This is a genomic window from uncultured Amphritea sp. (assembly GCF_937127095.1).
Classification (GTDB): Bacteria; Pseudomonadota; Gammaproteobacteria; order Pseudomonadales; family Balneatricaceae; genus Amphritea.
Map to the genome: position 1 here is coordinate 106,336 of NZ_CAKZLP010000009.1, position 16,125 is coordinate 122,460.

13 protein-coding genes are annotated in these 16,125 nt (G+C 52.5%); 11 read left to right on the forward strand and 2 right to left on the reverse strand.

The features are described from left to right. The first annotated feature begins 5 nt into the window (after positions 1-5). The 11 genes from Q0499_RS02295 to Q0499_RS02345 all read left to right on the forward strand — a co-directional run bounded on the left by Q0499_RS02295 (position 6) and on the right by Q0499_RS02345 (position 13,182). Positions 6-1,172 carry an isovaleryl-CoA dehydrogenase gene (locus Q0499_RS02295; protein ID WP_299195598.1) on the forward strand — a complete coding sequence of 389 codons (1,167 nt, stop codon included), beginning with the start codon at positions 6-8 and terminating at the stop codon, positions 1,170-1,172. Positions 1,173-1,353: 181 nt separating this feature from the next. Continuing rightward, a complete protein-coding gene (locus tag Q0499_RS02300) occupies positions 1,354-2,961 on the forward strand; it encodes a carboxyl transferase domain-containing protein (protein WP_299195601.1) in 1,608 nt (535 codons plus the stop codon). A gap of 14 nt (positions 2,962-2,975) precedes the next feature. Next, positions 2,976-3,779 (forward strand): enoyl-CoA hydratase/isomerase family protein, encoded by an 804-nt coding sequence (locus Q0499_RS02305; protein WP_299195604.1) that lies wholly within the window; start codon positions 2,976-2,978, stop codon positions 3,777-3,779. Positions 3,780-3,784: 5 nt separating this feature from the next. Continuing rightward, the gene (locus Q0499_RS02310) at positions 3,785-5,776 is read left to right on the forward strand and encodes an acetyl/propionyl/methylcrotonyl-CoA carboxylase subunit alpha (protein WP_299195607.1); all 1,992 of its coding nucleotides are present in this window, start codon (positions 3,785-3,787) and stop codon (positions 5,774-5,776) included. Between the two features lie 2 nt (positions 5,777-5,778). Then, positions 5,779-6,681 carry a hydroxymethylglutaryl-CoA lyase gene (locus Q0499_RS02315; protein WP_299195612.1) on the forward strand — a complete coding sequence of 301 codons (903 nt, stop codon included), beginning with the start codon at positions 5,779-5,781 and terminating at the stop codon, positions 6,679-6,681. A 159-nt stretch (positions 6,682-6,840) separates the two neighbouring features. Further along, entirely contained in the window at positions 6,841-7,419 is a 579-nt protein-coding gene (locus Q0499_RS02320) for a peroxidase-related enzyme (protein ID WP_299195616.1), read from the forward strand. A gap of 86 nt (positions 7,420-7,505) precedes the next feature. Further along, the gene (locus Q0499_RS02325; RefSeq protein WP_299195619.1) at positions 7,506-9,197 is read left to right on the forward strand and encodes an AMP-binding protein; all 1,692 of its coding nucleotides are present in this window, start codon (positions 7,506-7,508) and stop codon (positions 9,195-9,197) included. A 127-nt stretch (positions 9,198-9,324) separates the two neighbouring features. Then, a complete protein-coding gene (locus Q0499_RS02330) occupies positions 9,325-10,161 on the forward strand; it encodes a class I SAM-dependent methyltransferase (RefSeq protein ID WP_299195621.1) in 837 nt (278 codons plus the stop codon). 76 nt (positions 10,162-10,237) lie between these two features. Further along, positions 10,238-11,740 carry a DEAD/DEAH box helicase gene (locus Q0499_RS02335; protein ID WP_299195624.1) on the forward strand — a complete coding sequence of 501 codons (1,503 nt, stop codon included), beginning with the start codon at positions 10,238-10,240 and terminating at the stop codon, positions 11,738-11,740. Positions 11,741-11,833: 93 nt separating this feature from the next. After that, positions 11,834-12,772: a 2-dehydropantoate 2-reductase gene (locus tag Q0499_RS02340; RefSeq protein ID WP_299195627.1), complete on the forward strand. Its 939-nt coding sequence runs from the start codon at positions 11,834-11,836 to the stop codon at positions 12,770-12,772. A 59-nt stretch (positions 12,773-12,831) separates the two neighbouring features. Continuing rightward, a complete protein-coding gene (locus Q0499_RS02345) occupies positions 12,832-13,182 on the forward strand; it encodes a HopJ type III effector protein (protein ID WP_299195629.1) in 351 nt (116 codons plus the stop codon). Positions 13,183-13,619: 437 nt separating this feature from the next. Here Q0499_RS02345 and Q0499_RS02350 read toward each other — a convergent pair whose 3' ends face one another. Beyond that, a complete protein-coding gene (locus Q0499_RS02350; protein WP_299195631.1) occupies positions 13,620-14,420 on the reverse strand; it encodes a sulfite exporter TauE/SafE family protein in 801 nt (266 codons plus the stop codon). A 69-nt stretch (positions 14,421-14,489) separates the two neighbouring features. Further along, positions 14,490-16,052: a SulP family inorganic anion transporter gene (locus tag Q0499_RS02355; protein WP_299195633.1), complete on the reverse strand. Its 1,563-nt coding sequence runs from the start codon at positions 16,050-16,052 to the stop codon at positions 14,490-14,492. Positions 16,053-16,125: the final 73 nt, after the last annotated feature.

The window sequence follows — 16,125 nt, forward strand, 5'->3', positions numbered from 1 at the left end:
AGAAAATGATTGCACAGTATAGCTCACTTAATTTCGGACTCGGTGAAACTCTGGATATGCTGCGAGAGCACGTAAACAGCTTTGCAGCAGCCGAGATCGCCCCACGCGCCGAACAGATTGACCATGACAATGAGTTCCCTAACGATCTGTGGCGTAAATTCGGTGACATGGGTCTGTTGGGCATTACGGTTAAAGAGGAGTACGGCGGCGTTGAGATGGGCTATCTGGCTCATATGATCGCGATGGAAGAGATCAGCCGAGCTTCAGCCTCTGTAGGCCTGTCTTACGGTGCGCACTCTAACCTTTGTGTGAACCAGATCAACCGTAACGGCACCCATGAGCAGAAAATCAAATACCTGCCAAAACTGATTAGCGGTGAGCATATCGGCGCGCTGGCGATGTCTGAGCCAAACGCTGGTTCCGACGTGGTTTCTATGAAACTGACTGCCCGTGATAACGGTGACCACTACCTGCTGAACGGCAATAAAATGTGGATCACCAACGGTCCGGATGCCAACACTTACGTTATCTACGCGAAAACCGATCTGGCCGCTGGCCCTAAAGGGATCACCGCCTTTATCGTTGAGCGTGACTACCCTGGATTCTCCCGTCATCAGAAGCTGGACAAGCTGGGTATGCGCGGTTCTAACACTTGTGAACTGGTGTTCCAGGATTGCCCTGTACCCAAAGAAAACATCCTTGGCGAACTGAATGGCGGCGTTAAAGTACTGATGTCTGGCCTGGACTACGAGCGTCTGGTACTCGCCGGTGGCCCTCTGGGTATTATGCAGGCGGCAATGGATATCACTATTCCTTATACCCGTGACCGCGTGCAGTTTGGTAAAGCAATTGGCGAGTTCGAAATGGTACAGGGCAAAGTAGCCGATATGTACACCCTGATGAACGCGTCCAAGGCTTACGCTTATACCGTCGCCAATGCAGCGATGCGCGGCGAAACCTCTCGTAAGGACTGCGCTGCGGTCATCCTCTACACCGCAGAGATGGCGACCAAAATCGCCCTGGATGCGATCCAGCTGCTCGGCGGCAACGGTTATATCAACGAGTTCCCCACTGGCCGTTTGCTGCGTGATGCAAAGTTGTATGAGATCGGTGCCGGCACCTCTGAGATCCGCCGGATGCTGATCGGACGTGAGCTGTTCCTGAATAAGTAAACCCGTTTTCCATCAGTGGACTTTATGGGGAACGGTGTTCTGCACCTCCCCTCTTTTTCACTGTGATTAATGACGAATTCAGACAAGGCGTCTTTTAGCATTAATTCAGGCTGTTGTGATGGATAAGCACTCTATCCAACGATTCAGAGTGAAGTCTTAAAAGTGACGCCGGAGAGAAACAATGGCAACGATAAAAACAAAAATTAACCCTCGCGCAGAAGAGTTTCGCGCTAACTATGACGCCATGGACGCCGTCGTCGGTGATCTGCGCGATAAAGCAGCCCATATTCATCAGGGTGGCGGCGCCAAGTATCAGGAACGCCACCTATCCCGCGGTAAGCTACTGCCCCGGGAACGGATCAACGCACTGCTGGATGAAGGTTCACCCCTGTTAGAGCTGTCACAACTGGCAGCCTATAACGTCTACGATGATGATGTACCCGCTGCGGGCATCATTACCGGTATCGGTCGTGTCAGCGGCGTTGAATGTATGATCATCGCCAACGATGCCACCGTTAAAGGCGGCACTTACTTCCCGCTGACAGTAAAGAAACACCTGCGGGCGCAGGAGATTGCTGAACAGAACCACCTGCCCTGTATCTATCTGGTCGATTCCGGTGGTGCCAACCTGCCACAACAGGATGATGTATTCCCCGACCGTGACCATTTCGGCCGTATCTTTTATAACCAGGCGCGCATGTCCGCTAAAGGGATTCCACAGATCGCAGTCGTTATGGGTCTCTGTACTGCTGGCGGCGCTTACGTTCCGGCTATGGCAGATGAGTCGATCATCGTGCGCAATCAGGGCACTATCTTCCTCGCAGGGCCTCCTCTGGTAAAAGCAGCGACTGGCGAAGTGGTCAGTGCTGAAGACCTCGGCGGTGCTGATGTGCACTGTAGAGTATCGGGTGTTGCCGATCATTACGCAGAAAACGATCACCATGCGCTGGAGATTGCCCGCACCTGTGTGGCAAACCTGAACCGTCGCAAAGAGATCAACATTAAAACCCAGGCACCAAAAGAGCCTCTCTATCCAACTGATGAGCTGTACGGCATTGTCGGCACCGATCTGAGAAAGCCTTACGATGTTCGCGAAGTCATCGCCCGTATCGTTGATGGGTCTGAGTTCGATGAGTTCAAAAAACTCTATGGCACCACACTGGTCACTGGTTTTGCGCATATTCATGGTTACCCGGTCGGCATCATTGCCAACAACGGTATTCTGTTCGGTGAGTCCGCGCAGAAAGGCGCACACTTCATTGAACTGTGCTGTCAGCGCAAAATCCCTCTGCTGTTCCTGCAAAACATCACCGGTTTTATGGTCGGTCAGAAATACGAATCAGAGGGCATCGCTAAACACGGTGCGAAGATGGTTATGGCAGTAGCCTGTGCCGATGTGCCTAAGTTCACCGTTCTCATTGGTGGCAGCTTTGGCGCCGGCAACTACGGCATGTGCGGCCGGGCCTACAGCCCTAACCTGATGTTTATGTGGCCTAACGCCCGTATCTCTGTGATGGGTGGTGAGCAGGCTGCTGGCGTTCTGGCGACCGTGAAGCGGGATAATATGGACCGCACCGGAGAGGAATGGTCTGCTGAAGATGAAGCGACATTCAAAAAACCGATTATCGACACTTATGAACATCAGGGTCACCCTTATTATGCCTCTGCCCGGCTTTGGGATGACGGTGTCATCGATCCAAAACAAACCCGCGATGTGATCGGTATGAGTCTGTCTGCCGCACTCAACAAGCCGGTGGGTGAAACCCGCTTCGGTGTATTCCGGATGTAATGGAGGATCAGACGATGACGATTAATACACAACAACTGGTGCTGTTGGAAAAAAGCGCCAACGGTGTTGCCGAACTGATTATCAACCGTCCTGAGGTACACAACGCCTTTGATGACGGAGTAATCGAACAGCTGATCCGCAGCCTTGAAGCCACTAACGAAGACCCAGAAGTGCGGGTGCTGGTGCTGCGCTCCCGTGGTAAGAACTTTTCCGCCGGTGCCGATCTGGGCTGGATGAAGCGGATGGCTAACAACAGCCATGAAGAAAACATGGTGGATGCTGGCCGTCTGGCAAAACTGATGGAGCTGCTGAACAACCATAGCAAACCGACCATCGCCCTGATTCAGGGAGCCGCCTACGGTGGCGCCGTGGGCCTGGCCGCCTGCTGCGATATTGTAATTGCCGCCGAGAGCAGTTCATTCTGCCTCTCTGAAGTCAAAATCGGACTGATTCCTGCGGTTATCAGCCCCTATGTCGTGCGCGCCATTGGCGAACGGCAGTCACGCCGCTATTTCCTCACGGCAGAGCTGTTCAGTGCCAGTGCTGCACAGCAGTTTGGCCTGGTGCATGAGGTGGTGGAAAACGTTGAGCAACTGGACGACGCCTGCGACCGCTTTGTCGCCTCGCTGCAGAAAAATAGCCCTCAGGGGATGAAAGCCGCTAAACAGCTTATCTATGCCGTAAGCCAGAAAGAGATCACCAGCGAAGTGATCGATGACACCGCCCGTCGCATCGCAGACATCCGCGTCAGCGACGAAGGCCAGGAGGGACTCAGCTCCTTCCTGCAGAAGCGTAAACCTAACTGGATTCAGGAGTAAACGGCATGTTTAATAAAATTCTAATTGCCAACCGGGGGGAGATCGCCTGCAGAGTAATTCAGACCGCTCACCGTCTGGGTATACGTTGTGCCGCTGTCTACTCTGAAGCTGACAAAAACGCGCGTCATGTGGCGATGGCGGATGAAGCATTTCTGCTTGGCGCTGCGCCCAGCAGTGAAAGTTACCTGCGCGGTGACAAAATTCTTGAGATCGCAAAAAAGTCTGGCGCTCAGGCGATCCATCCGGGTTATGGTTTCCTCTCAGAAAACGCTGAGTTTGCCCGGTCCTGTTTTGATAACGGCATTGAATTTATCGGACCACCGACTGCGGCTATCGAGGCGATGGGGTCAAAATCCGCCGCCAAAGAGATTATGTCGCATGCCGCAGTGCCATTGGTACCCGGCTATCACGGTGCAGATCAGGACCCTGCCGTACTCAAAGAGGAGTCAGTCCGTTGTGGCTTCCCCCAACTGCTGAAAGCGGTTGCCGGTGGTGGCGGTAAAGGGATGCGGGTGGTTAACTCGATTGATGAGTTTGATGAAGCGCTGAAATCCGCCTGCCGTGAGGCGAAAAATGCCTTTGGCAATCCGGATATGCTGATCGAACGCTACCTGACCCAACCGCGTCATGTCGAGATTCAGGTGTTCTGTGACAAACAGGGTAACGGCGTCTATCTGGCAGAACGGGACTGTTCAGTACAGCGTCGTCACCAGAAAGTAATTGAGGAAGCGCCAGCGCCTAACCTCGCCGATGAAACCCGTAAAGCGATGGGTGAAGCGGCAGTCCGTGCGGCTCAGGCAATTGATTATGTCGGCGCCGGTACGGTCGAGTTTCTCTATGACGTCGATGGTTCGTTCTATTTTATGGAGATGAACACCCGACTGCAGGTAGAGCATCCCGTTACTGAGATGATTACCGGACAGGATCTGGTGGAGTGGCAGCTGCGGATCGCCAGTGGCGAACCACTACCCCTGCAGCAAGATGAGATCCGCATCAACGGTCATGCACTCGAAGCCCGGATATATGCGGAAGATCCTGATAATGACTTTCTGCCCGCCACCGGCACCCTGCGTTACCTGCGTACCCCGCAGGAGAGCCAGCATGTTCGGGTTGATACCGGCGTGGTTGAAGGCGATGAGGTCAGCGTGTTCTATGACCCGATGATCGCCAAACTGATCGTCTGGGATGATAACCGTGATCGCGCCATCGCGCGGATGGAGCAGGCACTGGAGGAGTACCGCATCAGCGGTCTGAAAACCAACCTGCGCTTCTTGCGCAACCTGGCAGGCAGCGCCCCCTTTAAGGCGCTGGATCTGGATACCGGCTTTATTGAGAAACATGAAGCCCTGCTGTTCCCCGCAAGCAATCTGAACAGCGCGTTTTGTCTGGTGATGGCGGCGTGTTTCTTCAGCGAAAAAACCAAACAGCAAGCCAATAACCCGGATGACCCTCACTCTCCTTTTGGTTATCAGAACAGCTGGCGGCTTAACTCTGAGTATGCCCGACCGCTGACGCTTATTCATGCTGACACCGAATATCAGCTAAGCATTCTTGAAGGTGGCAACAAAGGCCAGTATCAGGTTCAGATTGATGATGCCAGCTATCATGTCATCGCACAGCTGAATGATGACCTGCTGAATGTCGTAATCAACGGCCACCGTCTCAGCGTACACCTGTATAACGATGCCGATCAGTTAACCCTGTTCCACGAAGGCGAGCAGTTTATCTGTGAGCAGCATCGGGCAACCTTTGGCAGCGATGATCATGCCGCTGACAACAGTCTGACCGCGCCGATGAATGGTGCAGTGGTTGCGGTACTGGTTGAAACGGGACAAACCGTTAAAGCCGGAGACACCCTGGTGATTATGGAAGCGATGAAGATGGAACATAGTCTGAAAGCGCCCCATGATGGCACGGTGGCCGAGATCTATTTCGCTGAAGGCGACCTGGTTGCAGACGGCGCTGAACTCATCTCCCTGGACGTGGCGGAGGCATAACTATGGCGTTTCCCAAGCATGTACGCCTGTTTGAAATGGGGGCCAGAGATGGCCTCCAGAACGAACCCGGGGCGGTGATTGATACTGCAATTAAAGTCGAACTGATCAACCGGCTCAGCGAGACCGGGCTGACCCATATCGAAGCGGCCAGCTTTGTATCGCCCAAATGGGTGCCGCAGATGGGCGATGCCAGTGAGGTAATGAATGGTATCAAGCGTAAAAGTGGGGTTACCTACTCAGCTCTGACACCCAACCTGAAAGGGCTTGAAGGCGCGATTGCAGCCGGTGCGGACGAAGTCGCCGTATTTGGCGCCGCCTCAGAGGCCTTCACGCAGAAAAACATCAACTGCTCTATCCGTGAGAGCCTGGAACGCTTCGCGCCGGTGATCAAACTGGCGCAAGCAAACAATATCCGGGTGCGGGGCTATGTTTCCACAGTGATGGGCTGCCCCTACGAGGGCGAGATAGACCCTGCGCAGGTGGCAGCGGTTAGCCGTGAGTTGCTGGATATGGGTTGCTATGAGATCTCTTTGGGTGACACCATCGGCGCGGGCACTCCGCTTAAAGCCAAGCGGATGCTGGAAGCGGTGAGCAAGCAAGTGCCTATAGAGAAGCTGGCAGCACACTTCCATGACACTTACGGACAAGCCCTGGCTAATCTGTATGCCGTGGTCGAGGAAGGTATCGCAGTGATTGATGCCTCGGTTGCCGGTCTTGGTGGCTGCCCCTATGCCAAAGGCGCTTCAGGTAATGTGGCAACAGAAGATGTGCTTTATATGCTGAACGGCCTCGGTATCGAAACCGGCGTCGATCTGCAAAAGCTGGCGCAGACGGGCCACTGGATTACCGCCCAACTGGGGCGTACCAGCGGCTCTAAAGTAGCCCTGGCAATGGGTTGTAAATAAAACACGAACAGTGCGATACAGAGGTTAATTTCTATCTTTACACTTTCCTCTTGAAAGAAAATAAGGGTTTACCCTAGTATATGATGGAAATTAAGATTAGTCGTTTTACAAACCTTTGTTTTTTGGCGCTGACGGACAAAAATAATACGGAGTAATACCATGTCTCAACCTGATCATATTACCGCGCTGGACCTGCACTATCCGTCACGTGACGAACTGCCGGATGATGTTAAAAGATACTTCGATATCTGTAATGAAAAGCTGGGCATGATACCGAACGTGCTGAAAGCTTACAGCCAGAATCTTGCTCAGCTGGAAGTTTTCTCTAAGTTTTATAACGAACTGATGTTTGGCGACAGCAATCTGACCACCCTGGAACGGGAGATGATAGCCGTGGCCGTTTCGTCTCAGAATCACTGTTTCTACTGTATCGCGGCCCACGGTGCTGCGGTGAGAAACTACTCCGGCGACCCTGCGCTCGGCGAACTAATCGCCATTAACTACCGCGCAGCTGAGCTGTCACAACGTCACCGGGCAATGCTGGACTTCGCCGTTAAGATGACTGTGTCACCAGACTGCATCGAAGAGAGTGATCGTCAGGCGCTGCGGGATGCCGGGTTCAGTGACCGGGATATCTGGGATATCGCCAATGTGGTCGGTTTTTACAACATGACCAACCGGGTTGCTGGTGCGGTAGATATGCAACCCAACCCTGAATATCACTCTCAGGCACGTTAAATAAATAAGCGGATGTACGGGCTGATCAGGCTGACAGCACGGACATTTAAACCCTCGATATATAAAAATAATGAAGGGATGAAGCAATGAGTAATGCACAACCCAGTTATACCAGTGGTACCAGTAACACCCCTCTGCTTGGCATGACCATCGGCGACAAGTTTGATGAGATCTGTGCCACCTATCCTGATAACGATGCGTTAATCGTTCATTATCAGAATATTCACTGGACCTACGCCGAACTGCAAGCAAAGGTCGAGCAGTGCGCCCGCGCACTGTTGGCCGTCGGTGTTAAGCCCGGTGACCGTATCGGCATGTGGTCGCCCAATACCGCCCAGTGGACAATCACCCAGTTTGCGACTGCTAAGGTCGGTGCGATTCTGGTGAATATCAACCCGGCGTATCGTCTGCACGAGCTGGAATATGCACTGAATCAATCAGGCACTAAGTTTCTGGTGACCGCCGACAGTTTCAAATCATCCAACTACACAGCGATGCTGCTGGAGCTGGCGCCAGAGTTGAGCAGCTGCGAAATCGGCAAGCTGAAATCGGCAAAACTGAAAACCCTGGAATGCATCATCAACCTCGCAGATGAACAACATCCGGGTATGTGGCGCTGGGACGCCTTTGTCGAACAGGCCGATAAAGTCGATCTGCAACAGGTTAAAGATATTCAGGCGACCCTGCAGTTTGATGACCCGATCAATATTCAGTACACCTCCGGCACGACCGGTTTCCCCAAAGGGGCCACCCTGAGTCACCATAACATTCTTAACAATGGTTTCTTTGTTGCCGAAAGTCAGAACTTTACCCATAAAGACCGGTTGATTATTCCAGTGCCGCTGTACCACTGCTTCGGCATGGTGATGGGCAATCTGGGCTGTATGACTCACGGCGCGACCATGATCTACCCCACCGAAGGTTTTGAGCCTAAAGCGGTACTGGAAGCGGTCGAAAAAGAGAAAGCCACCGCGCTGTATGGTGTGCCGACGATGTTTATCGCCGAACTGGACGATCCCGACTTTAACAAATATGACCTCTCCAGCCTGCGCACTGGCATTATGGCAGGCTCGATCTGCCCGGCTGAGGTGATGAAAGCGGTTAACTCCAAGATGAATATGAAAGAGGTGCAGATCGCTTACGGCATGACCGAGACCAGCCCGGTGTCGACCCAGACCCGGGCGGATGATCCGTTCGAAAAGCAGGTCACCACGGTGGGTCGCACCCAGCCACACCTGGAAAGCAAAATTGTCGACCCGCTCACCGGACGGATACAGCCCCGGGGCGAGATTGGCGAACTGTGCACCCGGGGTTACAGTGTGATGATCAAATACTGGAACAACGAAGAGGGCACCAAAGGTGCCATCGACGAACACCACTGGATGCATACCGGCGATCTGGCGACCATGGATGAAGAGGGTTATATCCAGATCGTCGGCCGGATCAAAGATATGGTGATCCGGGGCGGCGAAAACGTCTATCCGAAAGAGATTGAAGAGTTTCTTTACACCCACCCGAACATTATCGATGTTCAGGTGACCGGTGTACCCGATAAGAAATACGGCGAGGAACTGATCGCCTGGGTGAAACTGAGTGCCGATTCAGAGAGTGTCACCGAAGGGCAGCTGCGGGATTTCTGTAAGGGTCAGATCACCCACTTTAAGATCCCCCGCTACTTCAAGTTCGTTGACGAGTTCCCGATGACGGTGACGGGCAAGATCCAGAAATTTAAGATGCGCGAGATCTCCATCAAAGAACTGGGACTTGATGATATCTGACACGCGGATTAAGCGTTAACATAGCGGGGCTTCAACGTCAGTTGACCGAAGATTAAACACACTGGTTTAAATTCTTCTGATCAACAACTGTTGAAGCCCCTTTTTCGTTTATAGATCTGGAAAACCTATGGTTATGGATATCGATCAGCACTACAGCCATCACATGGATGAAACCACCCTGCTGAATCAGCTCCGCCTGCAATATCCTGACGGCCCCACCCTCTATCAGCTGGCACCGATAGACCAGCTGCATATCGGCGGTATTAAAGCCTCGGAGAAGCTTCTGAAACTACTGCAACAACAGCAACCCCGTCGTATTCTGGAGATCGGCTCTGGCGCGGGCGGACTGATGCGAATGATCGCCAGTCAGTTTAATGCCGAGGTTATTGGCATCGATATCACCCACCGGTTTAACCGCTTAAATAGGGCGCTCACTGAACTGTCAGGTACCCCTCTATCCTCAGTGATAAGTTGTGATGCGCAACAACTCCCTTTCGCCGACAACTGTTTTGACTGCATCATATTCCAGCACAGCCTGCTGAATATTCCGAACACTGAACGCTGTCTGCAGGAATGCCTGAGAGTCCTGAATGCTAATGGCTCATTATTACTTCATGAGGTGTTACAGGGACCTAATCAGCAACAGATGTGCTATCCCGTGCCCTGGGCACGCACCGCAGAGCAGTCACACCTGATTACCTTTGAAGCGTTATCCGCACAGCTGCAGCAAAGCGGTTTTCAACTGAAGGGCGCAGAGAACTGGTCTGAGGAGGCACTGCAATGGCGTCAGCGGCAGGCCGATAAAGAAAAAGGCAACGAAACGGATAAAGAACGTAAAGCGCCCCTGATCTCACCGATTCAGATTCTCGGCGAAGATTTTAAGAAAATGGGCCCCAATGTCATCACTAACCTCAGTGAAGATGCCGTACAGGTATGGCAACTGAGTTGTACAGCAACCGCATAATCACTGCCATTTCGACCGCCTTTCCTGTATCCTTCGCGCTCCTGTCATTTTGACAATCCTGTTATAGAGAGAGTGCATGAAATTTACTGATCTGGGCCTGTCGGCACCGATACTTGATGCCGTTACCGATAAAGGTTACGAGACCCCTTCCCCCATTCAGGCTCAGGCTATTCCTGCCGTGCTGGAGGGTAAAGATCTGATGGCCGCTGCCCAGACCGGTACCGGTAAAACTGCCGGTTTCACCCTGCCTCTTCTCGAACTGTTAAGCCGTGGCGAACGTGCCCAGGGCAACCAGATCCGCGCACTGATTCTGACCCCTACCCGGGAACTGGCGGCGCAGGTTGCCGAGAGCGTGCAGGACTACGGCAAACATCTGCCATTACGCTCCGCAGTCGTCTTCGGTGGTGTCAGTATCAACCCGCAGATGATGCAGTTGCGTAAAGGGGTCGATATTCTCATCGCCACCCCAGGCCGTCTGATGGATCTGTTTAACCAGAACGCGGTTAAATTCAATAAAGTTGAAATACTGGTGCTGGACGAAGCGGACCGGATGCTGGATATGGGTTTTATCCATGACATCAAGAGAATCATCAATCTGTTGCCTAAACAGCGCCAGAATCTGATGTTCTCAGCCACCTTCTCAGATTCGATCCGCACCCTGGCGAAAGGCCTGGTGAACAACCCGGTCGAGATCTCAGTAGCACCGCGCAACACCACTGCGACCAATGTAAAACAGTGGATCTGCCCGGTTGATAAGAAACAGAAATCAGCCCTGTTCAGCGAACTGCTGGCGCAACACCAATGGCATCAGGTGCTGGTATTCACCCGTACCAAACGGGGTGCAAACCAACTGTGCAAACACCTGGAAGCTGGTGGTGTTAATGCCGCCGCGATTCACGGCAATAAAAGCCAGGGGGCGCGGACCAAAGCGCTGCTGGAATTCAAACAGGGCAAAATTCAGGTACTGGTCGCAACCGATATCGCTGCCCGGGGACTGGACATTGATCAGTTGCCCCAGGTAGTGAACTTTGACCTGCCCAATGTGGCTGAAGATTATGTTCACCGTATCGGCCGGACCGGTCGTGCCGGTGCCAGTGGTCAGGCTATCTCGCTGGTGAGCGCTGATGAGTTTGATCAGCTGTCTGATATTGAAAACCTGATCGGACGGGTACTGGATCGGGAAGAGGTGCTGGGTTTCCAACCGCTGCACAACCTTCCTGAGTCAAGCCTGAGCAGCCACAAGCGCAAGCCTAACAAGCCCAAACGAGCCAAACCTCAGGGTGAGCACAAAGATGGGCAACGCTCCTCCGATGTTGCCAGGGGTCATAAACCGGCTGGCAAAAACAAACGTCATCGGGCGAGCTCCGGCAATCGTCCCGAACAGGCAGCTCAGAGTGGAAAACCGGCTCAGGCTAAACCCGCACAACGCAGCGCAGCTAATACCGGTCAGAGTAAACCCTCTGGTAATGCCCAGCAGACAGCTGGACGCAGTGGCCGGGCCAATCCTGGCGCAAACAGTCCGGCAAAACCAGGCAATCGCCGTCCGTCACGGGGTAAACCGGGTATCGCACGCGGCTAAAACACCCGGTTAAGCGCAACAGCGGGTGGAAATCGTCATCTTTTCAGGTAAAGTGCTATCCTCATCCAGACAATGATATGAGTAGGTAGCACAATGCGTTTTCTTTTCATCGGTGCCGGTGGAATAGGCTGCTATTACGGCGCCAGACTTCAGCTTCAGGGCCATCAGGTTTGTTATCTGGCCCGGGGCGAACATCTTCAGGCACTGCAGCAGAATGGCCTGCAGATCACTCATCCTGATCTCAGCTTTCACCAGCCGGTCGATGCGGTCAATATTGATACCCTGCTTAGCGATTACCAATGCGCTGATTTCGACCTTATTCTACTGACGCTTAAAGCAGGCGCCACAGCCCCCATTCTAAACCAGCTCAACGCCTGGCTGAAAACTGCGGATGTAGCGGTTTTATCATTACAGAACGGTGTCGATAATGAACCCCTGATTGAACAGGCTCTGGGACGCTCTCGCACCCTCGGAGGGCTGGCAGTGAGAATCGGCGGTCATATCATAGCGCCGGGCCAGATTGAGGCGACGGGGCCCGCTCAGGTGGTAATGGGCAGCTGGCCTAACCAGCAAAGCGATCATATCTTTAACCCTGCAGCGCTGGAAACTTTTGCAGAGCTATTTAACCAGGCAGGCATTCCCACCCGCATCAGCCCAGATATCCGTCATGAACTGTGGCGTAAACTACTGATCAACAACGGCGTGAACCCCCTCTCCGCATTGACCCGGCTGGACACACGCACTCTGACATCACACCCCACCTATGGTAAAACCGTATATCGGATGATGCAGGAAGTCGCCGCCGTTGCCGTTGCCGATGATGTCATTCTGAGCAAAGAGGATGTCGATGAGATGTTTGAGCTGATCAGCAGCTTTGATGCGATCAAAACCTCGATGCTGGTCGATAAAGAGAAAGGCCGGCCGCTGGAATTGGATGGCATCAGCGGAGCGGTAATCCAGCGCGCGGTTCAGCTCAACATCGATATCCCTAATACTGAACTTGTTCACGCACTCCTGCTACAGCAGGAATAAGCGCCGTTTAACTCTATACCTTTCAATCTTCAAAAATAGCGATAAAGCAGGAATACCGAATGGATCTTCAACAGTTTATTGAGCAACTTGAGAGCAACAGTGGTTTTGATTTTGAAGACACTATCGCGGTTATCGGGGCCAACTATGACTACACACCGACTCGCTTCAGCAACGGCGACCTGGTAAATGAAGCGGGAACCAACGAAGGCTCCTGTAAAATATTTGCCTTTGCGCAGATAAACAACCTGTCAGAGCAGCACACCCTGAACTGCTTCGGCCGCTTCTATCGCAACGACGTGCTGAAGAACCCTGAGGGAACCGATCATGGCAACATCCGTAACTTTATAGTCCACGGCTGGCCTGGCATCAGTTTTGAAAAGTCTGCTCTAACAGCAAAAAGTTTGACCTGAATCAGGTGCAACAGCATGTCTCGCCTTAAAGACACCGAAGTCGCTCCATTAAGACAAAATTAAGACTTTTTCCTATATTCACATAGTCATGTTATGGCGATACTTGTCCCCGTTGGATCGACGCTCTTCAAGGATTTGAAGAACAGGCTGGGGGACACGGACTTACAGACGCGATATGGACACGACCTATCGGCAGGACGCTGACTGGTATTTCGCAAAAAAATTTCCATGGATGGGAAGCCTCTTCCGGGATTGCGAAGAGGTTACAGTATGGACCTGTTTTAAAACGGGATGGCCCAAGCAAAAAACATTAAAAAAGAGCTCAGGGAACTGGAGCTCTTTTTTTGTGCCTGCGATTTTATCTCCGTCATACCCGTCTTTGATGCTAATAAGAACGATACTGATATGACCGAGCGGCTGAGCACTCGCGTCCTGGCTCAGATCACCGAGATGATCATTTTAATCGCCAGTCCCAGCAGCAATACCGCAAAGACTTTCTTCAGCACCGGCACCGGCAACCGATGAGCAACATGAGCGCCAACGGGTGCGGTAAAAAAGCTCATCATCGAAATCAGAATCACCCCGGGCAGGTAGATAAAACCAACCACATAATCGATCTGCAGGTCAGCTGATAAGCCGTTTAGCAGATAACCGATAGAGCCTGCAATGGAGATCGGCAGACCGATGGCCGCAGAGGTACCGATCGCTTTCTTAACATCGATATTGTGCCAGCTAAGATAGGGAACGGTCAGTGTGCCTCCCCCTATGGAAACCAGCGCCGATATACTGCCAATCACACTTCCTGCTGCAAACAGTGCCGGAGTACCCGGAAGATTACGGGAGGGCTTAGGTTTGATATTTAAAAACATCTGCACCGATGCATACATCAGGAAGCAAGCAAAAAAGATTCCCAGCGTAGCCGAGCTGAGCACCGAAGCAAGAAAGGTCGCCAGAAAAGCCCCAACCACAATGCCCGGAGCGATCATTCTCACAACAGACCAGAGTACACCGCCTTTTTTATTATGAGCCCTCATACTGGAGATAGAGGTAATAATGATAGATGCCATTGAGGTGCCCAGCGCAAGGTGCACTACCTGATCCTGAGGAATGCCCTGCCAGATAAACAGCGAGGTCAACACCGGCACCATCACCAGGCCTCCCCCGATCCCCAGCAGGCCAGCCAGAAAACCCACCACCGTTCCCAATAAAATAAAGGCGACAATCAGACCAATTTCCATACTTTAATCCATATAAAATAAAAAACCGCGACTATTGTCGCGGTTTTTCAGGATATAACAAGCCTCAGATTAGCCCAGTTTGTCATCAGCGACTTTATAGTCCGGGTCTTCATCACGATTGATCTCAACGGCACTGCCCGCTTTTTCCAGCAACCGGATACACTCATTGCTGAGATGGCGGATATGAATATCGATTCCCGCTTTCTCATATCGTTCAACCAGAGAGTCAATCACCTCAACGCCAGAGTGATCCATTACCCGGCAGTTAGCGAAATCGATAATTACTTCCTGCGGATCAAACTTAGGCGTGAAGTTATCCCTAAACGCCTGAACAGAGCCGAAGAAAAGCGGACCATGGGGTTTATAAATTTTCAGAAAACCATTCTGCTCAATACGGGTATCAACACGCATATGCTTCGCATGTTTCCAGGCAAACACCAGTGCCGACACAATAACACCGACAATCACCGCAATGGCCAGATCGGTCAGCACAGTCACAACCGTCACCGTCACGACAACGATCGCATCAGAGGGCGGAATCTTACGCATCAGGTTGATACTGGCCCACTCGAAGGTACCGATCACCACGATAAACATCACCCCGACTAACGCCGCCACCGGAATCATCTCAATCCAACTGGACCCCACCAGAATAAACAGCAACAGGAATAGCGCAGCAGAGATACCGGATGCACGACCGGTACCGCCAGAGCCGATATTGATCATGCTCTGACCGATCATGGCACAACCGCCCATACCACCAAAGAAGCCAGTCACCACGTTCGCAACCCCCTGCCCCACACACTCTTTATTACCACGACCACGGGTCTCAGTAATCTCATCAATCAGTGTCAGTGTCAGCAACGATTCAATCAGGCCAATCGCCGCCAGGATCAGCGCATAGGGAACAATAATCTTCAGCGTCTGAAGATTGATATCCACCATCGGAATATGAAACTGGGGCAACCCTCCGGCGATGCTGGCAGCAGGATCGCCAGTCATATCAATCAGTACATCCTGTACACTACGGGCGGAATCAATATCCAGACCGATGACGATCCCGGTCACCGCCAGTATAGCCACCAGCGTAGAGGGTACAGCGGAGGTGAGTTTGGGCAGAAAATGGATAATGGCCATCGTCAGTGCGACCAGGCCGAGCATGACGCCCAATTGAGCCCCCTGCATCCAGCCCAGCACACCCTCAGCATCAGCCACCTGAAACTGCTTCATCTGCGCCAGGAAGATAACAATCGCCAGGCCGTTTACAAAACCCAGCATCACCGGATGAGGCACCATACGGATAAACTTACCCAAGCGAAAAGTACCCGCAAGAATCTGAAATATTCCCATCAACACTACGGTCGCGAACAGATACTCAATACCGTGTTCTGCCACCAGACTGACCATCACCACCGCCAGCGCACCGGTGGCACCGGAGATCATTCCGGGTCTGCCACCGATAGTCGCGGTAATTAAACCCACCATGAAAGCAGCATAGAGACCCACTAACGGTTCAACCCCGGCGACAAAGGCAAAGGCAACGGCTTCCGGCACCAGCGCCAGGGCGACGGTCAAACCTGACAATACGTCGGACTTGATGCTTTGGGAACGCTTATAAATCAACTGCAGCATAAGAAAACACTTTTCCTGAGAATGGAGGGATGGCGGCAAAAAAGCGCGATTATAGCATTCTGCAGACGCACAA